This window comes from Armatimonadota bacterium (assembly GCA_013314775.1).
In the GTDB taxonomy this organism is placed as follows: Bacteria; Armatimonadota; Zipacnadia; order Zipacnadales; family JABUFB01; genus JABUFB01.
Window position 1 is genome coordinate 131318 of record JABUFB010000005.1, and the last position, 23534, is coordinate 154851.

General features: G+C 63.6%; 14 protein-coding genes. 3 read left to right on the top strand and 11 right to left on the bottom strand.

Annotated features, from left to right (window positions below; all coding sequences use genetic code 11):
* Window positions 1-51 precede the first annotated feature (51 nt).
* From htpX to HPY44_04950, 4 genes are all read right to left on the bottom strand, one after another.
* Window positions 52-909: a zinc metalloprotease HtpX gene (gene htpX / locus HPY44_04935; GenBank protein ID NSW55335.1), complete on the bottom strand. Its 858-nt coding sequence runs from the start codon at window positions 907-909 to the stop codon at window positions 52-54.
* Window positions 910-997: 88 nt separating this feature from the next.
* Complete coding sequence (locus HPY44_04940; protein NSW55336.1) at window positions 998-1738, bottom strand: tRNA threonylcarbamoyladenosine dehydratase; 741 nt, start codon at window positions 1736-1738, stop codon at window positions 998-1000.
* A gap of 11 nt (window positions 1739-1749) precedes the next feature.
* Window positions 1750-2589: a TatD family hydrolase gene (locus HPY44_04945; protein NSW55337.1), complete on the bottom strand. Its 840-nt coding sequence runs from the start codon at window positions 2587-2589 to the stop codon at window positions 1750-1752.
* Window positions 2586-5984 (bottom strand): hypothetical protein, encoded by a 3399-nt coding sequence (locus HPY44_04950; GenBank protein NSW55338.1) that lies wholly within the window; start codon window positions 5982-5984, stop codon window positions 2586-2588. Before HPY44_04950 ends, HPY44_04945 begins: the two co-directional genes overlap by 4 nt.
* A gap of 175 nt (window positions 5985-6159) precedes the next feature.
* Here HPY44_04950 and HPY44_04955 point away from each other — a divergent pair, with 175 nt between their 5' ends.
* The 3 genes from HPY44_04955 to HPY44_04965 all read left to right on the top strand — a co-directional run bounded on the left by HPY44_04955 (window position 6160) and on the right by HPY44_04965 (window position 9420).
* Window positions 6160-7497 (top strand): sugar ABC transporter substrate-binding protein, encoded by a 1338-nt coding sequence (locus HPY44_04955; GenBank protein NSW55339.1) that lies wholly within the window; start codon window positions 6160-6162, stop codon window positions 7495-7497.
* A gap of 38 nt (window positions 7498-7535) precedes the next feature.
* Entirely contained in the window at window positions 7536-8441 is a 906-nt protein-coding gene (locus HPY44_04960) for a sugar ABC transporter permease (GenBank protein NSW55340.1), read from the top strand.
* 97 nt (window positions 8442-8538) lie between these two features.
* Window positions 8539-9420 (top strand): carbohydrate ABC transporter permease, encoded by an 882-nt coding sequence (locus tag HPY44_04965; GenBank protein ID NSW55341.1) that lies wholly within the window; start codon window positions 8539-8541, stop codon window positions 9418-9420.
* A 282-nt stretch (window positions 9421-9702) separates the two neighbouring features.
* Here the strand turns inward: HPY44_04965 and HPY44_04970 are convergent, their stop codons facing one another.
* The 7 genes from HPY44_04970 to HPY44_05000 form a co-directional block, all read right to left on the bottom strand.
* Window positions 9703-9966, bottom strand: a complete 264-nt coding sequence (locus HPY44_04970) for a 30S ribosomal protein S18 (GenBank protein ID NSW55342.1) — start codon at window positions 9964-9966, stop codon at window positions 9703-9705.
* A gap of 149 nt (window positions 9967-10115) precedes the next feature.
* Window positions 10116-13541 (bottom strand): PAS domain S-box protein, encoded by a 3426-nt coding sequence (locus HPY44_04975; GenBank protein ID NSW55343.1) that lies wholly within the window; start codon window positions 13539-13541, stop codon window positions 10116-10118.
* A 137-nt stretch (window positions 13542-13678) separates the two neighbouring features.
* Window positions 13679-16381, bottom strand: a complete 2703-nt coding sequence (locus HPY44_04980; protein NSW55344.1) for a beta-N-acetylhexosaminidase — start codon at window positions 16379-16381, stop codon at window positions 13679-13681.
* Complete coding sequence (locus tag HPY44_04985; GenBank protein NSW55345.1) at window positions 16378-17331, bottom strand: hypothetical protein; 954 nt, start codon at window positions 17329-17331, stop codon at window positions 16378-16380. The genes HPY44_04980 and HPY44_04985 overlap by 4 nt, the downstream gene beginning before the upstream one ends.
* 227 nt (window positions 17332-17558) lie before the next feature.
* A complete protein-coding gene (locus HPY44_04990; protein ID NSW55346.1) occupies window positions 17559-18368 on the bottom strand; it encodes a sugar phosphate isomerase/epimerase in 810 nt (269 codons plus the stop codon).
* A gap of 206 nt (window positions 18369-18574) precedes the next feature.
* Window positions 18575-20671 carry a hypothetical protein gene (locus tag HPY44_04995; protein ID NSW55347.1) on the bottom strand — a complete coding sequence of 699 codons (2097 nt, stop codon included), beginning with the start codon at window positions 20669-20671 and terminating at the stop codon, window positions 18575-18577.
* Window positions 20672-20782: 111 nt separating this feature from the next.
* Window positions 20783-23485, bottom strand: a complete 2703-nt coding sequence (locus tag HPY44_05000; GenBank protein ID NSW55348.1) for a right-handed parallel beta-helix repeat-containing protein — start codon at window positions 23483-23485, stop codon at window positions 20783-20785.
* Window positions 23486-23534: the final 49 nt, after the last annotated feature.

The window sequence follows — 23534 nt, forward strand, 5'->3', positions numbered from 1 at the left end:
GGAGGAGCGCGCCCAGTCCTGAGCGGCTCCTCCGTGGCTGTCCGACCGAACCTATCCTAACCCGCCCTCACGTGCCATCCTCTCCAGGCGCTCGATGCGTGCCTCAAGCGGCGGGTGGGTGCTAAACAGGTTGATGATCGAGCTCCCGCTGAGGGGGCTGACGATGAACATGTGAGCGGTGGATGGCTCCGCGTCCATCGGGATCGCCTCATTGCCCCGCGAGAGCTTCTGCAGTGCCCTGGCAAGTCCCAGGGGATTATGGGTCAGCGCCGCAGCGCTCGCGTCCGCCTGGAACTCCCGGGACCGCGAGATTGCCATCTGGATCAGCATCGCTGCGATGGGTGCGAAGATCATGGCGAACAGGGCGCCGAGGCCCCCGCCATTGCGATCCCGGTCTCCGCCCCCGCCAAAGATTAGCATGGAGTATCCCAGGATACGCGCCAGGATCATCAGTGCCCCCGCGAGGGTGGCGGCGATGGCGCTGATAAGAATGTCCCGGTTCTGCACATGGGAAAGCTCGTGGGCGATGACGCCTTCCAGTTCCTCCTCAGTGAGCATTCGCACGATCCCATCTGTGACCGCCACGGCGGCATGCTGCGGGTCGCGCCCTGTTGCGAAAGCGTTTGGGGTAGGCGTCGGGATCACATACAGCGCAGGCATGGGCAGCCCTGCGCGCTGTGTAAGCCGCTGCACCATGGAGTAGAGCCTGGGCGCAGAGGCGTAGTCAACAGGCTGCGCCCGGTACATCGCCAGCACGATCTTGTCGCTGAACCAGTAGCTGACGAAGTTCATGACCGCGGCGATGCCCAGGGCGATGTACATGCCCTGCCGCCCGCCCGCAAGGTCTCCCACGAACACCACTAGTCCGGTCAACAAGCCCATCAACAAGACAGTCTTGATTGTATTCATTCGCATCACCGTCCAACCAGCAGGTGCTGGTTCTCATCGATTCGCTGCCCGTATATATAACGCGTTTCGGCCCCTGGAAGTTTACATTTCAGCCGGATTTCGAACCCGGGAACAGGTCGCCCAGGAGTATGCGCAGAGCCTCGTTGGCTGCGAACAGGCCAAAGATGCCAGTGAGAGTGGGCAGGCTGCCGAGGGCCCGTCGCGGGCGGCCGCGTGCGAACTCGTCGCACCAAGGCTCGCCAGACTCTTCCGGCGGCACTACGAAACGGGTGTCGGCGGGTTCATCGCTGTAAATGCAGGAAATGCCGGCATCCAGGCCTCGCGCCCTGAGGGCCTTGCGCACGCGTCGCGCCAGGGGGCAGCACTGTGTGGCGGAGAGCGGCCCGCAGCGGATGCGCGTTGGGTCGGTGCGCAAGGCCGCGCCCATGGATGAGATGACCGGTACGCCCCGCTGGATGCAGCCTGCCAGCAACTCAACCTTCGGACGCATGGAGTCGATGGCGTCGATGACGAGATCCGGCGGTCCGGCGAGCACCTGGCCGAGAGTATCCCCGTGGACGAAGATCTTGAACGCTTCGACCTGGCAAGACGGGTTGATGTCGAGCACCCGCTCGCGGGCCGCTTCGGCCTTTGGCTGCCCGATGGTGGACTCAAGCGCCAGGAGTTGCCGGTTGATGTTGCTGGGGCGAATCACGTCGAAATCCACCAGTCGCAGGCGCCCGATGCCCGCACGGGCCAGGGCTTCCGTAGCGTAACTGCCTACCGCGCCCAGGCCGACCACCGCGACGAAGGCAGAGTGCAGGCGTGCCAGGCCCTCGTCACCCACCATGTGCCGCAGCCTCAGGAAGCGGTCGTCAGGCAAGGCAACTCCCCCATGAGTCTGTGGGTATTCCGTACGGTGGTGCGGGCAAGATCGGCGGCCGGGATGTTCCGGATCTTGGCGATGCCGGATACGATTGCCGGCAGGTTCGCGGGCTCGTTGAGCGCCTCGCCTTCCGGCCCAAGCGTCACCGAAGGCCGGAAGGGTTCAGGGGGTAGCATTGCCGGGGCATCGGTCTCCACGAGCAGGCGTTCCAGCGGAACCGCCGCGAGGCCCGCTCGGGCGCGCTTGTGGGCCGGATCCAGCACGCTCCCGGCGAAAGAGCAGTATGCACCCATCTCCACCAGGGGCGTGACCATCTCCGCTGCACCGCCCCAGGCGTGGATCACCATCCCTGCGCGAGGCGGCCCCATCTCGTCGAGAATACCAAGCAGCATGCCCCATGCGCGCAGGCAGTGGATCATTGCGGGCAGGCCGAGGCGATTCGCCAGATCAAGCTGGGATCGGAACACCTCCTCCTGCTCTGTCTCGTCACGGTCCCGAACCCAACGATCGAGCCCGATTTCTCCCAATCCGCGGCAGCCTTCCTTGAGAAATGATTCCAGGCGCTCCAGCCAGCCCTTGGACCGCTCGCGAACGAACCACGGGTGCAGTCCCAGGCAAGGGATCACCTGCGGCCAGCGGCGGCTGATCTCCAGCACTGTCTCCCAGTCACCTTCGTGAGTTCCGTTGCAGATAAGACAGGCCACGCCAGCCTGCAGACTCCGGCGGATCATGTCATCCACCAGCCCCTCCAGAACCTCCTCCTGCAGGTGGCAGTGTGCGTCAACCAGGCCTGTCAGCGTCGGCGCATCGGTCACCAGGTCACCCTGAATCTCCCGGCGCCCGGCTGCCCTACTCTGAACACCACGCGCCCGTTTTCGATGCGGTGCGGCACGACACCCATATCTTCCGCGGTTCCCGCCGCAAGCGCTCGGACCTCTACTCGCGCGAGGTCGATGGTCGCGGCCGGGACCGCCCGCTTCGGGTCTATGCTCACCGTGAACTCTCGGTCGCGCGGATAGGGGAAGACCGTCAGGCTATCCTGGGCCAGGTTGACCTTCACCGAACCGTCCGTGGCGATGACCCCGAAATCAACCATCGTGCCCGCTGGGTTGGTATGGGCACTGAAGTCGGCACGGACCGCCGCCCAGCGCTCACAGGCCTCGTCGAAGTCGGCCAGTTCGATGTTGGTGATCTGTCCATCTTGTCGGGTCACGCGCAGCTCGCCCAACAGATACGCCCGGTCACCCGCCACGGGTCCCTTGAGGGCCACGCGGCCCTGGGCGTCGTAGAGCCCTGCCACGATTGCGTAGCGGTCCCAGGGCTCGTCCGGTACCGTTATATCATGCGGGCCGTCCACGATGACGTCGCCGGGCTTCCAGTCCCGGACCGGCTTGCTGAAGCCGTGGTCATTCTGAAATACAATCCCCTGGTTGCCACCCGCGGATGGGTTGGTGAAATGCACGAAGCTGATAGGGTCACGGTTCAAGACCTGCTTCACATCCCACTCGTATGTGAGTCGGATCTTGTCTCCGCCCATATACTCAAAGCTGCGCAGGCGCGGTTGGATGTCGTTCTCGGCCAGATAGGGCATATGGAAATAGGTGCGGGCGTCGGCGAACAGGTACTCGGGACACCGGGCGAAGTCCGCGAACTTGCCGCCGTCGACTACGGTGCCGACCTCGGTGCCGGGCCCCAATGCCAGGAAGCCCCACTGCGGGAGAGTGCGGCCCTCCACGTCCCACGGCTCCTCTCCCCAGTTGACCCAGAGGGTGAGGCCAGTCTCGTACTCGATCTTCTGTCGCATCCGTTCGTTCGCCGCCAGCGCCGCGCTCCCGGTTACAAGCCGACCGTCGACCTCGTAGGCGATCCGCACCGGCCTGCTGTTTCCGGTCAGCCGCTGGACCGCGTGCATCAGGTGGTGTTCCTTCGCCACCCACTGCACATTAGCGGTCTGGGCGTTACCGATAAACCCCGCATGTCCGTAGGCCAGTTCCTGCGCCCGGTACTTGTCCACCTGCCAGGGCGCGCCGGTGTCCATGCCCCACTGGTGGTTGTAGCCCCTGGTGAACCAGCGCTCGTAATACCCCATGCCGTGGTTGACCATCTGCGGGTGGATCTTGAGCAGGTCGAAGTCCAGGAAGGGAACGTGGTTTTCACCGCCGGCGACCTGGGCCTCCACGCCGTCCACCTGCCCCGCCCAGTAGAAATGGTTGTGGCCCTCGCCGAACAGCGGGCCCTCGTGGGTCTGGCGCATATAGTCGAACAGTTCCGCATCATAGATGACCTTTGCGCGGCACATCGCGGCCATGGGTTGGTCCGCTTCGTGGTCAAGCTGGTGCCACGGCGGCACGCAGGTGTGCACATCGAGATAGGCCGCAGTAGTGGCGAACCGCCGGTGGATTTCGGGGGCATTCTGCTGAGCATATCCCAGCGCGCGGTTGCACTTGAGCCCGTAGCTCTGAACGCCGGTTCCCGCATTGAACCAGGCCTTGGATGGTTCGCCGTTTGCCAGCAGCACGCGCGCCGCCGGATCGTAGGATGGTGCGTCTGGATACAGGTCGATGTAGTTTTCATGCAACGACCAGACATAACCGCACTCATTGGCGGCCTTGCCGAACTCCACCATGCCCTCATCGCCCCCGTATCGCGCATTGGCGGGCAGGTGGTCCGGGAGCTTCACGTCGTATCCGTAGCACTGCCAGTCGTGGGAGATGATGGCCAGGTGATCCACGCCATTGTCCTTGAGATTGCGCAGGTTTTCAGCATCGCCCTGGTAAGTGCCCTTGTAGTGGCCCCAGATGTCCAGCATCACCCGGTCCCCGAGCAAGTCCAGGTAGCTTGACGGCTGCCATGGAATGTTTGGAAACACCTCGTTCACGTTGGGCGACACGCAGACATAGCCGGTCTCGAAAAGCGGGTTGCGGGTGCCGTCAGTTTTCGGCTCGTACACGGAAGCGCCCTGTGGGCAGCGCGAGGCATTAGTCTTCGTCCAGTCAAGGTACCTGCCCACGAACAGCAGGTCGGCTGGGAGCCACTCCACCGAGCCTCGGCTCCAGTCCGCGGGAAGGTAGGGGATGGTGATGGTCCGGCGCAAGGGAGCTCCGGCCACGTTACCCAGCGAGAAACCCTCCGCCACCGGTTCATCGCAGGAGACTTCCACTGTGAGGGCTTTGGCCTGGATGCCGAACTTCCAGGTCGCCCGCACGGGACCGCCCGGAAGGGCGTATTCCCAGACCACCCGCACCTTGCCTGCGTCGACACCAGCCGAGACGAGCCTGGCCTTCGCGTCCTTTCCTGTGTCCCCAAAGTTGATAGCCCCTCCGCCGGCAGGTTGGAAAGGTTTGCCTGCGTCAACAGACACCCGGAGATCGTCAAGCGTCCCGGTCCGTGGCTCGTAAATGTAGGTAATGTCCGCATCTGCAGCCTGGTAAACGAACTCGAACCCGTCGCCTGCCCTCCGCACGGCGTTCTGGCAGTCCAGGAGATTTGACGGCGCGATCCCTTGGCCTGATGCATTGCTCAGACGCACCAGACTGACATCGGCAGTTGCCTTATAAGCGCGACTGTTGACGATCCGTTCCAGCAGGACCGACTGAGCATCAGCGCCAGCGCCGCAAGTGATCGTTGCGTCGCCGAAGTACGAGTAGTCGAAAGAAGGGCTATTCTTCGGGCCTGGTTCGGTCTGCAGGCGGAGCGTGATCCGCTCACCCGCATAGCGCGACAAATCAAAATTGTAGTCCCTCCATTCGCCCTTGTCGTAGTGAACCCGCAGGAGTTCCTCCCGGTTATCCTGCTGGATCACCGTGGCGCTGAAGGTCACGCCGTCGCTCTTGCCGGGCACGGCGACGTCTGGAAGCATCGCAATCCCGAATCTGAGGGTGATCGGGCGCTGGTCGGGAAGCTGCAGAAGGTAGTCGACCCAGGCGGGGCCAGTCGGCACGCGCCACGGGCAGTGCAGCAGGATCGCCGGGCGGCCCAGGAGCCACTCCGCAGGGGAGTATGAGATGCCGCTGGTGGGCTCGAAATGCCCGGTCCACGATGGCGGCATGTCTACCTGGTCGCCCTCGTAGGATCGGTACGAGACCTGATATACCCCGATGTCCGACAATGCGGTCTCACCCGGCGGCAACGCGACGGCCTCCGGCTCCCCGATAGCGGGCAAGGCGGCGAGGATCAACAATGCCAACAGCACGGCGTATTCCACGGACATTGGGAGCACCTCTTCACGGGTTCGGACATTTCTGACCCGTCCGTTCTTTCGCCGTAGCCTCGTCGCGTCCTTCCACGAGTGTCAGGAGGAGAACGGCGCCTGCCGTGCGAAACAGACATTGTGCATACGGACCGGGAGCGTTGCGCCGGGCCGCTATTCCTCTGGAGCCACGTTCATGAAGCAGCTCTTCCTGGCGATGTTCGTCGTGCTTGCGATCCTCTCGGTGGTGGCGCAGGTGACCAAACCCAGCCGCGAGTTCGCCGGGCGGACGCGGATTATCTGGACCACCGACGACAACCCTGCGCGGCAGGCCCAGATTAGCATCTTCGATCAGCAGTTCCCGCACCTGAAGCTCACCATCGACCCCGCGAACAATGACATGAGCAAGATCATCGTCCAGACGATGGCCGGGATCGGGCCCGATGTCATCGACTGCTACAACCGGATGCAGCTTTACACCTACTACCAGGCCGGGATTCTCGAGGACATTACCGACTGGGCGAAGGAAGCTGGAACCACGCCGGACATCTGCTGGGAAGCGGCCCGGGAGAATATGATGATCGAAGGTCGCCAGTACGGCTTCCCCACCAACCCCGGACCGTGGGTCATCTTCTACAACAAGGACATCTTCGATAAGGCTGGCGTGCCGTACCCAAGCGGAGACTGGACCTGGGACGAGTTCGTGGACGTGGCGAAGAAGCTGACCCTCAAGGAGCCGGGCAGCCGCCGCAATACCACGTACGGAATCATGGGCTATGACATCATGGAGGCGATCTGGCAGAACGGCGGGAGCCTGTACAACAAGGACGGCACCCGCTGCGTTCTGGATTCGCCCGAGGCAATCGAGGCGGCCCAGTGGCTCATGGATCTGCAGTTCGTGCATGGTTGTGCGCCCAGCCCCAGCGAAGAAGAGGCCATGGCTGCGGCCGGCGGTTGGGGGCAGGGCATCATCACCCTCTTCGATGCGGGCCGCCTGGGAATGATCCGTTACGGCCGCTGGGGGCTCATCGTCTGGCGCAAGAACCCGAAGCTGCGCATTGGCGTCTGCCCTCTGCCTTACAAGAAGCAGAAGGCGACCACCTTCGTGACCCGCATCAGCGTCCTCAACAAGAAGAGCCCGTACAAACGGGAAGCCTTCAACTTCATGAAGTTCCTGGCCAGCGAGGATTACGGCAACCAGATCAATGACAGCGCCGACAACCTCGCTCCGGTAAAGAGACTCTGCTACCTGGACCGCTTTCTGCACAACCCGCAATACCCGCAGGAGGACTATAACGAGGTTTTCCGCGACGAGATGGCCTGCGCCAGGAGCGTGGAACTGAGCAAGTTCTCGAATCCTTTCGTGGTGGACCGCATCTTCAGGCGCTACATCGACCTGATGCGAAACAAAGAGATGACTCCCGTCGACGCAATGACTGCGGCGGCGAAAGAGATCAACGAGTCGATCGAGGAGCACGTCGCGAAGTTTCCGGAGCTTCAGGCAGAGTACAGGAGACTGACAGAAGCGCGCTGACCGTCTCTGCTCCACCCATCCCTTGCAGGGGGAAATCCATGACACGACGCGAGAACAACTGGCCCACGGCGCTGCTCTTCCTGGCGCCCAATTTCCTGGGTTTCCTGGCATTCATGCTGTTGCCGATCGTCTTCAGCCTGGTGATGGCCTTCACCAACTGGCAGATGACCGCCACGGCGCCCCTGGAGTTCGTGGGTATCGACAACTTCAAGGATCTCCTCACAGATCGCCGTTTCTGGCAGTTCTTCGGCAATACGGTCTATCTGATGATGGGCATTCCGCTGAGCATCGCCGGGTCGCTCGTCCTCGCGGTGGTTCTCAGTGCGCGCCTGCGTGGCGTGGTCTTGTTCCGCACCATGTTCTACCTGCCCACCATCACCAGCGGAGTCGCCCTGTTCATCCTGTGGAAAGCCATCTACAACCCGGAATTCGGTCCGCTGAACACCATGCTGGGTGGATTGTTCGACCTGTTCGGCATCCAGGCCGATCCCCCCGACTGGCTCCTTTCCATCGCTTGGGCGAAGCCCGCCATCATGATCATGGGCATCTGGACAGCCATCGGTGGCACGAACATGCTCCTTTACCTGGCGGGGATCAGCAATATTCCGCCGGAACTCTACGAGGCCGCGGAGATTGACGGGGCCGGCCGCTGGGCGATGTTCCGGCACGTCACCTGGCCGCAGCTTGCGCCCACCACGTTCTTCATCGTCGTCATGAGTGCGATTGGCGGTCTGCAGGGCGGCTTTGAGCAAGCCCGGGTCATGACACGTGGCGGCCCGGCGGAGTCAACGGTCACCCTCGGCTACTACATCTACATGAAGGGCTTCGAGGAGTACCAGCTCGGATATGCTTCAGCAATCGCCTGGGTCATGTTCCTGCTGATCTTCGTGATGACCCTGATCAACTGGAAGTTCGGCAAGAGCGCCTTCGATATGGACGTGTGAAGCAGACGGAGTCCGGGCACCGGACCCCGAAGGGTTTGGGATACGGCCCCGAGGTGTCTGGCCGGTCATCACTACTCGCGATACACGAGGACGCCCAATGGCGGCACACGACTACCTGGACGAGAAGGAAACGCGAACCGCGCAGGGGTTCCGCAAGCGCACGCCCCTGCAGGCGGTGGTCACGATTGGCGGCTATGTTCTTCTTACCGCCACGGCGCTGACCATGATGTACCCATTCCTGTGGATGGTCGCGACCAGCCTCAAGCCACTATCCGAGGTACAGTCGGGCCATTTCCTGCCCATGGAATGGCGATTCGCCAATTATGCCGAGGTCATTCGGACCATCCCCTTCGGGCGCTACTACTTCAACAGCGTCTTTGTGGCCGCGTGGGTGACTTGGGGGCAGGTGCTGACCAGCGCCGCTGCGGCTTATGCCTTCAGCCGTCTGCGGTGGAAGATGCGGGACCAGGTCTTCTTGCTGTATCTCGCCACACTCATGGTCCCGGGCCTGGTCACGCTCATCCCGAACTATTGGGTCCTGACCACATTGAAGCTCATCAATACTTACACGGTCCTGATCCTGCCGGCGTGTTTCAGCGCATACGGCACCTTCCTGCTGCGACAGTTCATGCTGACCATCCCCACTAGCCTGGACGAGGCGGCGGAGATCGACGGCGCCAGCCACTGGCAGATCTTCTGGGACGTGGTGATGCCCCTTGCGCGCCCTGGCTTGATTGTGCTGGCGATCTTCACCTTCATGGGCAACTATCAGTCATTCTTCTGGCCGCTGGTCATGATCAAGGACGACTTCCTGCGCACCCTGCCCATCGGCTTGCTGTACTTCGACAGCACCTACGGCCGCGAGACCACCCTACTCATGGCGGCGTCGGTGATGGCAATGATTCCGCTGATCGTGCTGTTTGTGGTGGGCCAGCGCTTCTTCGTCCGTGGCATCCAACTCGGGGCAGTGAAGGGGTAGGGGAGACACACCAGACGCGCCGCGGAACAGAGGCATGCCGTGAGGACCCGGGATCGCGGCAATCGGGGGGGATGATGAGTGGACTCAGGCAGTCTTCTTACGAAGATCCGTCCGGGACCGGCGGGTGCGCGCGAACGAGCCTGCCGCTAGAATCACACACGCCGCGCAGACGGAACGCGCGCGGCTGAGAGGAGATCGCTGGGGGCCTCCGGCGACGGCCAACACGGCGAACCCGCGCGGCCTGCCGTTGAGAGGCGACCGCGCGGGTGCAATAAGTGTCCGCTAGTCGACGACGTAGGGCAGCAGGGCCATGACCCGTGCGAGCTTGATGGCCTTGGCAACCTGGCTCTGATGCTTGCGGCAACTGCCAGTTTGCCGGGCCTTGCGCACTCGGCCATGCTCGTCAACGTATTGCCGGAGCAACTCGAGGTTCTTGTAGTCCACGATGTTTACTGCGGGATTTGCGCACATCGCGCACGGCTTCTTCCTGCGCCTGCGGAAGGGGCGCGGTCGGCGCTGCCCGCCACGACGTCTGTCTTGTGCCACGTCTGTCCAGCCTCACTTTCTGATCCTGCGTCGCAAAGCGGGGTAACTATAACAGACATGCCCGGCGTCGTCAATTGAAGCAGAAACTTTGCGGGACCATCAGTCTTGTGGGATCTGTGCCGGCTGAGGCCGCAGTGCCGATAGACAGGTCATTCGCCGGGCTCGGCCTGTCGTCGGGCAGCACAGTCCTCGAGCCTTTTCACCAGGTCCGCAACGCTGAACGGTTTGGCGAGCAGGACGTCGGCCAGACCACTCATGGCCTCCTCGTCGGGCTCGATGCGGCCCGTGACGACGATTGCGATGGGGCGCGGGTCCAGATCCCTCAAGGCCTGCAGCGCCGCAACACCACCGCCGCCAGGCATGACGAGATCGGTCACCAGCGCGTCGAATGGGTAGCTGCGCAGGGACTCTGCGGCCGCGTCGCCGGACGCCACTGTGACCACCACGTGCCCGCGCTGGGTAAGTACGTCGGTGATCAGTTCCCGCAGGCCTGGCTCGTCCTCGGCGACCAGCACCCGAAGACCCGAGACCGGGGCGCCGCTTTGCTGCACGGTTCTGCCGGGGCGTGAGGAACGGGCCTCTTCGTCGGTGCAAGCGGGAATGCGCAGGGTGAAAGTGCTGCCCCTGCCCCACGTGCTGCTGGCCTCGAGCGTCCCGCCGTGGCCCCGCATGATGCCGAGAGAAACCGAGAGCCCGAGACCACTGCCGGGCAGACGGCTGTCTCCCCGGACGCCCTTAGTCGTGAAGAACGGCTCGAAGATGTGGGGCATGTGCTCGGGCTTGATCCCGGTGCCGGTGTCAACCACGTCTGCGACCGCCACCCGACCACCGCCCCCGTCTACCTCGCTTCGGGTGCGGAGGGTCACGACGCCACCGACCGGCATGGCGTGGCATGCGTTGATGATGAGATTGAGGAATACCTGCTCCAGTTGCCCCGGGTCCGCCATGACTGTGACCCCGCCGCTGCGGTAGTCCCGGACCACCGTAACATCGCTGATTTCCAGTTGGCGCGACGCCACGCTCAGGGCGGCATCGATGGCCTGTTCCAGCGTCACCGGTATTCGCATTGGCTCGCGCGGCCGCGCGAAGGTCACGAGATTGTGACAGATCTCGGCCCCTCGTGCGGTCGACTCAAGCACGACCTCGGTGAGCCGGCTGAACCCCTCGGGGTCACGCCGGTCCTCGGCGAGTTCGGCGGCCAGCATCATGCTCGCCAGCAGATTATTGAACTCGTGGGCGACCCCAGCCGCGAGCTGCCCGATGGCCGCCAGACGTTGTGCGTCGGCGATGCGTCGGCGCTCTGTGACATCGTGGAAGACCCCAAGCAGTGCGCTGATCCCATCCAGCTCAACCCGTCTCGCGCTAATGTCCGCATAGAAGACGCTCCTGTCGCGCCGCAGAACGGGCACGTCCTTGACCACGCTCAACTCGCCGCTGGCCATGGCGTGGAACTGGCGCCTGACATCTTCGAAGGATTCCGGCGGATGGATGTCGCGGATGCCCATGGTCAGGAGTTCATCGGTGGTATACCCGATCATCTCGCTGAACGCAGGGTTTGCTGTCAATATCCGTTCCGTTGCGATGCCCACCGCCAGAAGCCCTTCATTGGTGGCATCGAAAAGGGATCGGAAGCGTTGCTCGGAAGCCCTCAGCGCGTCCTCGGCAAGTTGTCTGTCCGTGATGTCGACCGTGAAGCCGATCACCTGCACAGCGCGCCCAGTCTCGTCATGAACGTTGGCGGCCTTGGTATTCACCATCCGCACTTCGCCGTTGGCACGGATGATGCGGTACGAGAAGTCGAGCTCATCGGCGCTTTCCGCGTTCAGCACGTACTCCGCAATCCGCCGGTCCGCTGGGTGCACCAGTTCCAGCCAGGCATCCTCCCGGTTCAGAAAATCCGCAGCCGGCCTGCCGGTCAGCCTCTCGAAAGCTGGGCTAATGTACTCCAGGCGGCGGCCATCAACCGAACTCATCCAGAAAACGGCGGGCATGAGCTCGGCCATTTTCCGGAGTCGCTCTTCGGAGCTGCGCAATGCCTGTTCCGCGCGCTTACGCTCAATAATGTTCCCCAGGAAGGAGCAATAGACAGCGACCAACTCCTGGGTCACCGGGTCTAGCGGTCGGCGCTGGCGGGCATTGTCGTTGTAGAAGATTCCCACCACCCGGTCGGCGGCGCGGATCTGGGTCCGGGCCGTCCATCCGGGACCGATGTCGCGCATCTCTCGCCCATCCCACTCTACGAGGGCCCCCTGGGACGCAGTCCAGCGGGGCTGTCCCGGCTCGCGCAATCCTGCAGCTTCGGACCGGATGTCCGCGGGGATGCGCAGTTCGCGCTCATCGCTGGTGGACCCGTCGAGGTGAGTGCCATAAGTCCCGCGCAAATGATCGCCTTCCGTCAGATACACGGAGCAGCGGTCGAGACCAAGGGCCTCGCGCGGGAGCTCTACGGCTTTGCGCAGAAGTGCGTCCATCTCATCACACTGGAGCAACTCATCCGCAATCGCCACCAGTGATCGCAGACCGCTGGCCATGAGACGCTGGCGCTGTTCGGCCTGCCTGCGTTCGGTGATGTCATGGACGTAGACGGCAAGCCGCGTGACAGTGCCGTCCTCGCTCAGGACAGGGTAGATCGAAGTCAGGAAACGGCTATCGCCGCGCGTCTCCTCGAAACGCGCCGGTTGCCTGGTACGCAGGACCATCTCGCCGCGCTGGCGGCGCAGCTGGACCACCGACGCATCCATGTGCTCATAGACCTCAGTTCCGACAAGGTCTTCGACGCGCTTTCCGAAGGTCCGTGCGCAGGCATCGTTGATTGCAAGGATCCGCCAATCTGGATCGACGAGAATCGCCAGATCGTTGCTGGCGTTGAGGAGAGCCCACGCTGTATCCTCGCTGGCGCGAAGGGCTGCCTCGGCCTCGCGACGGGCCGATACGTCTCGCGAGACTCCCAGGACAGAGACGACGTTCCCTGATTCATTCAACAGGGGCACGAGACGAGTGTCCAGCCAGATGTGACGTGTGCCCAGGTCGATGCAGCTTTCACGGGAAACGGATCTGCCGGTTTCGAAGGCCTCCGCGAGAGCCGCCCGCTGGCTCGCCGCGACGCTCTGCGGGAAGAGGGAGGAACGCGGCTGGCCAATCAGGTCTGCGGCCGTGCGTCCCAGGACGTTGGCCGCGACCTCATTGACGTATTCGATCTGGTCGTCGCGCCCGATGATGAACACTAGGTCCTGGGTTGCGTCAATGATGCGCCGGAAAATGCGGTCGGTGCCGCTGTCCGACGGGGAGATCACAACTATCCACCCGCCGTTTGCAAGGGACGCGATCACCACATGCGCCGCTAGCTCGCCCCCGGGCGTTCGGAAGCCGCAGGCGCGGCCAGACGGCCCCGTCGCTTCGGGAGCCCTTCCGTCCAGCGAGAGCTCCAGCCACGACACCTCTCCCGACCCGTTGCAGAAACCGAAGAGTTCCCGGGCAGCCGGGTTGGCATACGCTATCCGGGAATCGCTATCCAGCAAGAGCGCGGCGTGCGGGATCGTCTCGCACAGTCCCCGTACATCGGCCCACTCCGACATTGGCCACTCCCAGGCCCCCTCTTGGTTGTCGCATTTGCCACAGTTTAGTCGCTCTCGCCCGGAGCGGCAAGATGCGGGATTTCTCGACGCGCACGACCTGTCCACGGACGTGGGTGGTTTCCATGAGCGCCATGATATCAGGGCGCCCAGGGCTGCTCCGGCAGCTTGCCCGTGTTGATCAGCCGCTCAAGATGCTTGATCAGCGCTTCCACCTGCGCCTTGGCCTGGGGCGCTCGAAACTGAACTCCGCCGCCGGCAACATACGGGAACCAGCCACCCCAGCCGCATGGTCCACCGCCGGCTTCCAGGATGGAACGCTGGTACATGGCTTCGATGGTCTCCAGGTCTTTCGCCAGACGCCGGAACTTCTGAAGCTCGGGCGCGAGCTGATCCGGGAGCTCCGCGAACCCAAGCTGCCGCGCCTGGGCGTAAGATTTCACAAGGCTATCCACCGCCAGGATCAGCCGCGCAACAGTCTCGTGAATGTGTACGTCATGCAGGTAGAACTCGGCTGTGACCACATTTCGGGGTGCTGTGGCGAGCCAGTGCTCCAGGGTGCTCCGAGCCTTGCGGCAGTGCCCCTCAAGCTCCTGCGCCTGGGACACCATCTCCGGCTTCTCGGCGAGGGTCTCAGCGAGTTTCGACAGGGGCTGCCCGAGGATCTCCTCCAGTGCCCGGTTGTTGGCCCAGAAGCCCTGCTTGCCGGGAGCGCCGTAGGGGGCGTGGATGGCGTCCATCACCTGCTGGCCCAGATCGGGGTCGTCCAGCCCGAACCATTGCCGCCCAAAGCGCCATGCGAAGTCTTCCGTTTCCGCCGCCAGCGGATTCCAGGCGCAGTTTGCGCTGAACACCACGCCGTACAGGTTCAGCTCGAACAGGTTGCGTCCGCCCCAGATACCGTGGACCCAGGTGCAGGTGCATTCGCCCGGCACCCTGCGCCGTGCGCCCTCTGTCAGGAAGCCCCGGATGTTACCGAAGGTGTTGCGCCAGTCGTTTCCGCCGTCGTAGTAGCGCGTCACCGCCGGCGTGGCCCAGGTCGGGAACCCCAGGTCCTGCAGGCGCTTGAGCGACGGATAACTGGCCTGGTTCCCGTAGTGCCAGTCGAAAACCGCGATATCCTTGGAGAGCCTGTCTCCTGCCTTCTCCGTGAAGCCCTCCTCGTGCCACCAGATCATCATCTTCCTATTGCGCGCCGCCAGCATCTCACGCAGCTTCTCCAGGTGTTCGGCGTACAGCCCTTCGGGGCCGATCTCCGCCGCCCGGGCCTTGCACTGGTCGCACTTCGCGAACCCGTGGAGGAACTCGTCCCCGCCCACGTGAATGGCTTCGGCGTGAGGGAAAGCCTGAATGAGTTCATCGAACAGGTCGCCCAGGAACTCGAAGGTGCGCGGGTTGGATGAACAGAAGACCCCGCCGCTCTCGCGCAGGTCCTTGAGCTCCTCGTGGGCCAGCACATTTCCGGAGTGCCCGAGGGCCTCCTGTTGCGGGACAAGGCTGATGAAATGCTCTTTGGCATAGTCGCTGAGTTCCTTGCCCTTCTCGATGGTGAAGCCGTCCCGGCCCTTGAGTCCCAGGAAGGGGTACTTCTCGTAGTAGAAGGTGCCGCCCTCGAAGTAGGGCATGATGTGGCTGATCTTCACCGCGGCCAGTTCGCGGATCACCCGCTTCCAGTACTCGACGTCGATGACCTTGAACGCCCCCTGGCTCACGGCGATCATGACCAGGCGGCTTTCGATGGCCGGCCAGTCGGTAATGGTGCACTGCGGAAGCTTCCGGCCTGCCGACGCAAGCTGGCAGAGGGTTTGGGCGCCGTAGAAGAAGCCCCTCGGCGAGTCGGCGATGATCTCCGCGCTGTTGCCGAGCACCTCGATCCGGTAGCCCTGGTCGCCATGCCAGTCCGCCGGGCGCTCAGCGGTGGGACGGCTGAGAATCAGAGCGCCGGCGGGCCCGTCAGTGCCCACGCCCAGTTCCAGGTCCAGTCGCTCCTTGAGGACAGCACGGACGATTTCCACGTCCCGCATCCTGTCCGGGTGATTGGGGTCCGGGATAATGACGGTGTCTGGAGCGAAATCGAAGGCTCCCTCGCCAAGTGTCACCCGCTGGGGGAAAGGGATCAGCGCGATGCCGAGTTCGGCCAACTTCGCGCATGCTTCGGCCTGCTGTTCAGCCAGCCGGCGCTCTTCAGCAATGCGCCGCGCCTGTTCCTGCATGGCCACCATGACGTCTTCGCGGTCGGTGTCCACGGTCAGGTTGTCCCAACGCGTGCCGCCCTGGTTCGTGGGTGCTTCGTCTACGAGGGCGCAGGTGGTCTCCTGGCCCACGTCGTCCATGGGGAGAATGCCGGTGTCCCACAGGTCCTGATCTGCGCCCTTCTCTCGGACCGTGAACTGGAATGACGTGCGCGTCAGCGTCGCCCGGGCGGTGTACCATGTATCCGGCCTGATCGGCCCGGCCCAGGAGGCGCGCTGCTTCCATGCGCCTTCATGCCGCAGGTGAAGGTTCATGCCGCCTCCCGGATGCACATACACCATATAGTGGTGGCTGCTCGGGGTCTGCGAGACGAAGGACTGGCACTGGTTGCCGGGAGCAATCTGCTGGAAGTCATACTGGACCGTCCACGTCCCGTCACCCACGGGCAGCGGGCCAACGTTGACGCCGCTGCGCTGCCAGTTGGGCAGTGGAGTGGTGACCAGGACGCCGTCCGCGATCTTGGCGTCTCCGGTGATCTGGACAAACGGCCCGGTCTTCTCGGAGCCAAAGTTTTCCGTAATGACCTGGGCCGCCGAAGCACTCAGGCACAGGGCCGCCAGAGCAGGCGCAAAGAGTGTCCACAGACTCATTGTCCGTCTCCTTCAGGCTTCCGGACCACTGCGCGCCGCAGGGCCGTGGTCATCTCGTGCAGATCGAAAATGTAGCCGAACATGGTGCTGGTCTTCCAGTACGCGTACTCGAGGTTCTGTTCACCCACTGCGGATTCCCGGTTCTCTATAGCCACGCAACCACCGCGCACCGCCGAACACAGGTAGCCCTTGCGGCTCATGTCGCACATGCCGCCGGGAGAGAACCACAGGCACCAGTTGAGCGCCCAACCGCAGTAGATGAGGTGGTCAATGCCCCGGTTCTTGCAGAGCCGATGCAACTGCCAGGAGTATGCGGCGCAGATGTCTCCCTCCCGGGGCTCGATAACGCTGCCCTCCAGCTTCCAGGGCAGGTTGGGCGCGGAAGCATCGATGGCGGGCTCATCCGGTCGGGGCAGGTCAAAGACATCCCGCATGTGGCGAGCCCAGCGGGTTTCGTCCCGTGGGATCACATCTTCATCCGGCGGGGGAGCCTCGCCGGCTTCCTTCAGAGACGCCTCCCAGACCGGTCCGTCCCCGGGTGCGCCCCAGACATGGGCCACCTGGAGCCCAGCCGCCCGCGCTGCCTCCACCAGCCTTGGCAGGCGAAAGGCGACGAGGTCCATCGTACGCGGCACCCACTCGACGGTGCCGAGACTGTTGGGCGTCCGGCAGTCGGGGCCGAACTCGGTGTCTGGGGTCAGGCCCGTGGAGGGCAGGTGCATGAGGACCAGGCAGGTGCGCTTCAGGTTGAGCGGACGCACCTCGCTGTCCCAGCCTTTGAAACCCGCGGCGGCCGAGTCCCAGCGGGAGAAGTCCGCGGGGAAATGGCGGTAAATATGCCACGGCACGTCAACTGTGGTCGCGTCACTGTCACCATTGGCCGCACCTAAGGAAACGCACAGTACCAGCATGATGGCAACGCAGAGACCGAGAGCGAAGAGCAACGTCACTTTGCGACCTCCTGATTCTGCGGCGGGGTCGGGCCCCGGTGGAAATGGGTGCGCGTCAGCCACGCGTTGGGCATCGTGCGCTTCGTCCCATCACTCAGTAAGAACGCGGTGTGCCGTGGGTCGACCGACTAGACCGTACCCATTTGCCGTCGCCGAGATCGAAGCTCTGGTCCGGGGACGGACGGTTGGGGTGTTTGTATATTCTCGTCAGCCCCCGGCTCACAGTGTCACGGCAGCAGCGATTTCAGGTACTCGAAACTCAGCCGGTGGTTTTCGGCGGCAGTCCGTGTCTGCGGCGTCCCTTCTTCCAGGGCCAGTTCGAGCAGGACCGGGCCGCTGAAATCCCGCTGAACGAGCTGATGGATCAGCGGGCGGTAGTCCAGGTCGCCATCTTCAAAGGCCTCGGTCCAGATGCCGTCCCGGGACTGCCGCAGGTGGAAAGAGACCACGCGGTCGCCGTACAGTTCCCATAGTTCCCACGGGTCCGAGCCTCCGCGCCAGCACCAGTGCCAGTCCATACAGAGCCCCACGGCGTCGGGGGATGTATTGCGCAGGTTGTGGTGGAACTCCCGGGCGCCGTTCACCATCTCCGGAGTGTGATTGTGCAACCCCAGGGCGATCCCCACCGACCGCAGGCCCTCACCCAGCCGCTGGATCGCTGCCGCCTGGACTGTCAGCTCATCGACGGTTTTCTCGCGTCCGATGGGATCCGGGTTCATGTTGAGGACGCGGAACCCCTGTTCCGCCAGAGTGGGAGCGAGTGCGAGCAGGTGATCGCAGGTGTTCCGCGCGGCCTCGATCTCGTGCAGTGCGCCACCGGCGTAGAGGCTTACGGGTGTGAGATCGTTGGCGCGCAGCAGGTCGGCCCAGGCGCGCACACCGGCGGCATCCAGGTCGCCCAGCACTCGCTCTGCGGTGCCCATCCCGATGTCACGCACCGTCGCAAGCACCTCGTGGTAGTGGTCCTCGATCCGCTGTCCGTCACGCGCGTATACCTGTCCCCATCCGTACAGCTGGGTACCTGTGAGCAAGGACATAGGGGGGCCTCCGCCGGATGTTGCCCGGCCAACCGTGTGTGTCTACCTCGCTACTGGCCAAGTTCGCCGCGGCTTGCCCGAGTACCTCGGCGGAAACCAGATGCGAAGCGCGGGGACCGGCCCTCCCCGTGGTGTCTCGGGAGAAGTGCCGGTCCCCGCTGCTGGTTCACATCAGTGCTCTGCAGCCTCTCGGCCACACGCGTACGCTAGGGTCTGATCTGTTCGGTCCGCAGCCGCGCTCCAGCCAAGTTGAGGCGATCCAGCTGCAGGCTCTGCCCCTGTATATTGCGCCAGTTGCCGGGACGCAGAATACCGGTCTGGGTCGGCTCTATCCTCATCCCCACCAGGCCGGTTGCTGAATGCAGATTCGGCCCATCGACGGCCAGGCGAACCTGGGTGTTGAGTGCTGCCCCTCCGCGGTTCACCATGCGCAGGGCACTGTTGCCCGTTTCGAGGCTCACCTCAACAGGGTCCGCTCCGGCTCCCTGCAGCCCGCGTATGTCGAAGGTCCGCTCCTCCGCCGGGCCCGTGATGCCGATGAGCTTGAGCGACTGCAGGTTCATCGCGCTGGGATTCAGCAGGCGCAGCACAGGTTGGTTCGTGTTCACTGCCGAGCTGCCAAGCCTGATCTGGGCTCCCGTTGCGACGAGATCGGTCACCAGGCCCTTCTGGGTGAAGTTGATGGTGGTGGCCGCGCGGGTCGGGTTCTCGATCTCGATGGTGTACTCGCGTCCGCGGGAGTTCATGAGCAGCCACGTTTCCGGGTAGTCCGGAGCCGGCGGATTGCCCAGCGGGAAGGTGCGTATGACCCCCGGTATGCGATTGGCTCCGGTATTCTGGTTCCCGCCCACGTAGTAGGTATTCCCCTGGGGGTCCGAGATCTGCGCCACCCGGGCGGGGGGTGTGACCGACAGGTAGCTGCTGTCGGCCGCTGCACCCATGCCCGGACCGCCGGCCTCCGTGGGAAGGTTCGGCGCAACGAGAAGCTCTGGCAGGTCATAAGTACCCACCCTGTTGTACGAACCGTAGGAGAAGGTATTGGCAGCCTTGTTTGTCGTGGCAATGCTCCTGTCGGGGCCGCCGGTCTCAGTAATGGTGTAGGGGGTGTTGTTGTCGTAGAGCATGAACCGGCGGCTGGCTTCATCGGGCCCGACGTCATAGACGACCACCGCATGGCCGCCGCCGCCGGTGATGCCCATGACCACTCCGTGGGGCGCGGGCAGGTCTACATGGTCCCGCGCGAAGACCCACGCCTGGTTCGGAGTCTGGTTGTCGATGCGATCCCAAAGGAGCGTGTGCTGCGGCTCGGACAGCTGGCTTCCTTGCATTTCCATGACGGTCTGCCAGACTTCATCCAGGTTGCGGTTGGTATCGTAGTCCCATACCCACCGTTTGGGATTGGCGATGAACCACGCGCTGTGCAGAAGTCCGGTCAGGTTGCCGTGCTTCACGCGCAGGCTCGACAGGCTCATGCCGTAGCAGTTGCCGCCACCACCGATACCTTTGTAGCGGGAGTCATACCAGCTCTGCGCTGCAGGCCGGTGGGTTCCGTCTGCGAACTCTACCGCGGACGCCCCGAAGTAGTTCCGGTATATCGCCCAGGGAATTGTGGGGCCGCCCCGGTTGGCGACCTTCCAGCCCCATTTGCCCCGGTAGCCGCGAGGCGAGACAATCTGGAAGTTGATGCTCCCACTGGAGCTGTCACCAGTGCGCACCTGCATCGGATAGGTCGCGCCCACGGTCACCCCTGTGGTCGGCAACTGGAAGCAAAGGAAGCGCGGGCTGGCGTCGCCCCAGAACAAGATCGGTGTTGTGCTCAGTTCCACGTTGTTCAGGTAGACTTTGGAGGTCGACCGGAAGTTGTCTCCGATAGCCAATCCGTACTCGCCCTTGGCTCCGTCAGGCGGCGAGACGGCGCGGAGCACTGGAGGCAGGAGCAGCTTGATTTTCTCCGGGTCAATCCGAGCCCAGGGACTGGGCCTCAGCGCTCGAGTCCCAGGTTCCAGACGCTGAACCTTGTCGGCCGGCTCGATCTGCCTGACAAGTTCCTCCTGAACAGGAAGCGGGAGCTTCCTGAATGCGGCCAGGTCCTTTTGCATCGTGGCTTCGGGCATGTTCTGCGCCTTGAGCAGCGCCGAGAACTCAGCCTCTGGTTGCAGGGACAACTGCACGGCAGGGAGCTTGATGCTTTCCAGGGCTCGGGCTCCCGGAAGTTGACGTGGCGTACCCTGGCCCCACGAGACGGATGCGACCAGCAGCACGAAGAGCGTAACCATCGAAGCAGTTGGGTGGACTTTACGCATCGTTCTCACTTCCCCTCTCACTCAGATAGACGCCTGTTAGCCCCACAACATGCCATTACATTATTCTCGCACCGGGCGCTCTCCGCCAAACCACGATGTTCCGGATCGCGGCTACTCCACCTCCTGGGTGATGATGACATTGTCCACGTACCATGTGGCCTGTGTAGCCAGGCTGGTCACGAATCCCAGCCAGTGCAGTTGCTGGAACTGATTGCCCGCGAAAGGCAGGTCCGTCCACCGCTGAGTCTCCTTTCCGAGCGGGGTCAACGAAAGGGAATACGACCGCGCCGCGTCTTCGCCCAGCGGGCAGACGAGTTCCACCCGTGTCCAGCTCTCCAGGGGCAGCGTGGTCAGCCGGCGTTGGCCTGCCAGAATATCCCCGTCGGCCTCGAAGGTGATGCTCGGGCCGATGCAGGCGGGATAACCGGTTTGGTCGCGCAGTTCCACCAGCAGAGCGCCCTCGCCGCCCAGGTACACGTCGAAGCTCAGACGGGCGGTTCCGTCGGTGTAGCGCGGCTGGTAGAAGAAGTGGGGCTCCCAATCATTGCTCAGGCCGGGGCGGTCGGTGATCTTCAGACTACGTGCGCCTTCTGCTGCTTTCTCGTCGGTCACCCGGATCGATGCGCCGCCCTGTTCCCCCGAGACGAAGGAGTTCGCCGGACGCGCGCCCACGGGCGTGTCTTCGAAGCCATCCGCCACCGTCAGCGGTTTGGGCGGTGGAGGCGGCTCGGGTAGCTTCGTCGGCGAGTGCTGGACCAGTTGCGCACGGGCGACCCACTGAGGGTCGCCATACAGGCCCACCGTCGATGTGTCGATGGACTTGATCCCCAGTGCCGGCGCCGGCGAGTCCTCCCGGAGCCGGAAGTCGTATGCGCCGGCGTCAACAAACTTCGGGTCGGCGATGATGGAATGGGTGTCCAGCCCCATCTCTTGCCACTTCGCCCACCTGTGGCCGAAGAAGCGGATGTCGGGGTCAGTCGGGTTCCAATAGCAGTTGTAGTCCCACTCGCCGATGGGTTCGTTGCGAGTCAGGCGCTCGCGCAGCCGGGTCTCAGCCATGGGGATGAACAGATCGCCCTGGGTGATGTAGATTATATTGCGGCGGAAGACATTGGGCTCCACGGCGGGCCAGCAGGGCCAGAGCATCTGTTGCGCGGAGAAGGCGAACACGTTGTTCTGGATGATGTTCGCATGCCCGCCGTTGTGCTTCATCAGGCCCCCGCTGAGAGTGTTGTAAACCACGTTGTTTTCCACGAGATAACCGTTGGTGGTGGCGTCCAGGTAGATGCCCCAACCGATAGCGCTGTAGGGCCACACGTCGTGAAAGACATTATTGCGGATAACACTGCCCGGCGAGGTCCCCAGGGTGTAGATGGCCCCGCCGTCATTGAGCATCCCGTTCATCACATGGTGGACATGGTTGAACTCGATGATATTGTCGCGGGTGCGGTTGGGCGCGTCGTCCCAGTTCCAGCCGATGGACATGCCGGAGTAGTTGAAATCGTGGACTTCATTATGCGAGATTACGTTGCGGCTGCTTTGCGCCACCCAGATGCCCACTCCCGAAGCGTAGACGTGCCCACCATCATACAGGTGGCAGTTGTCCAGGACGTTTCCGGCAGATTCTCCGGCATCTTCGGGCGCTCTGACGGTTTCCCCGATCCGCACCGCTCCCGCACCCAGGTCCCGCACGATACACTGCCGGATTACATTGTCCCGGCAGCCCCGCCGCAGCCAGATCCCGTAGCCGCCAACGTGGGCCAGTTCACACCCCTCGAAAGCGCAACCTGAAGCGCCGTCAGCCATGATCGCCGCGGGCACCGTGAAGCATGCCTGGGCGTCACTGTGCCCCCTCGGGTCGATGGTCCAGTCCTGGTGCTCGAAGGTGATGCCGGAGAAGGTCACATTGCACACAGCCAAGCCCAGATCGGGTTCGCCCCGCAGTGCTACCAGCGTTGCCAGCCGTGGGGCGATGACCTGCGCCCGCGCCATGTCCTCGCCGGGCATTGGGATATACCTGAGAACCCCGCTCTGCCGGTCGAGATACCATTCTCCCGGTTGATCCAGGAACTCCGGGGAGTTCTCGGCGAAATACCGCTGCTTCGGTCCCCATCTCTCGAAGGGCCAGGCGGCCGGGCCGGTGAAAGTGACCTCGGAACTCTCCTCGTTGATGCTCTTGATGAAGAGCCGGGAGACATCCCAGGAGTGGAAGACCACCACGTTCACGTCCTCCAAGCCGTCCCAGGTCTCGATGTCACCTGGAACGAAGCGGAAGGCGACATTCGACGGCGCGCTCGCCCCCGGTGGCAGGACGGTGCCGGCGGTGTAGAAGTAGCCCTCGTTGGGGGTGCGCGCTCGGGTGCGGCGCGTGCCATTTACGAAGAGCTGCTTCGGGTACCAGCGACCCTCTGCAACCCCGGGCACAAGCGCCTGCCACACACCGCCTTCGCCCCGCTGCCAGCCAGTGATCTGCGTGCCACCGCTGAGCACCGGCTTCTCGCCCGGATAGGCGGCATAGGTGATGGGAGCCTGCTCGGACCCCGAGTCCAGCGGTGTAAGGACGAAGGGCTCGGACAACTCGTATCGGCCGGCCCGCATGAGCACCCGGGCCGGCTCATTCCTCGCGGGCATGGCGCGCAGGCGATCCCGGGCTGCGAAGATGGTCGCCAGCGGACCGTCGGTTCCCGCTTCGTTGGGGGCGGGAATGCTGCCGGTCCAGGCATCGTTCCCGTTCGGGGCAACGTAGAGCGTGACGGGCTGGGCAAAGGCCGCTGTTGCGGCAATCAGCGCACAGAGGGCAAGCCCTGGTTTCATATTCAGCACCTCGGTTCGGTTTACTCTGTCATGACTCCTGTTCGCGCGA

Bases quoted from the DNA above. Each gene is read 5' to 3' on its own strand.
- HPY44_04990 (NSW55346.1), bottom strand. From the start codon at position 18,368: ATGTCCTTGCTCACAGGTACCCAGCTGTACGGATGGGGACAGGTATAC.
- htpX (NSW55335.1), bottom strand. From the start codon at position 909: ATGAATACAATCAAGACTGTCTTGTTGATGGGCTTGTTGACCGGACTA.
- HPY44_04975 (NSW55343.1), bottom strand. From the start codon at position 13,541: ATGTCGGAGTGGGCCGATGTACGGGGACTGTGCGAGACGATCCCGCAC.
- HPY44_04955 (NSW55339.1), top strand. From the start codon at position 6,160: ATGAAGCAGCTCTTCCTGGCGATGTTCGTCGTGCTTGCGATCCTCTCG.
- HPY44_04940 (NSW55336.1), bottom strand. From the start codon at position 1,738: ATGGTGGGTGACGAGGGCCTGGCACGCCTGCACTCTGCCTTCGTCGCG.
- HPY44_05000 (NSW55348.1), bottom strand. From the start codon at position 23,485: ATGAAACCAGGGCTTGCCCTCTGTGCGCTGATTGCCGCAACAGCGGCC.
- HPY44_04980 (NSW55344.1), bottom strand. From the start codon at position 16,381: ATGAGTCTGTGGACACTCTTTGCGCCTGCTCTGGCGGCCCTGTGCCTG.
- HPY44_04965 (NSW55341.1), top strand. From the start codon at position 8,539: ATGGCGGCACACGACTACCTGGACGAGAAGGAAACGCGAACCGCGCAG.
- HPY44_04960 (NSW55340.1), top strand. From the start codon at position 7,536: ATGACACGACGCGAGAACAACTGGCCCACGGCGCTGCTCTTCCTGGCG.
- HPY44_04995 (NSW55347.1), bottom strand. From the start codon at position 20,671: ATGCGTAAAGTCCACCCAACTGCTTCGATGGTTACGCTCTTCGTGCTG.
- HPY44_04950 (NSW55338.1), bottom strand. From the start codon at position 5,984: ATGTCCGTGGAATACGCCGTGCTGTTGGCATTGTTGATCCTCGCCGCC.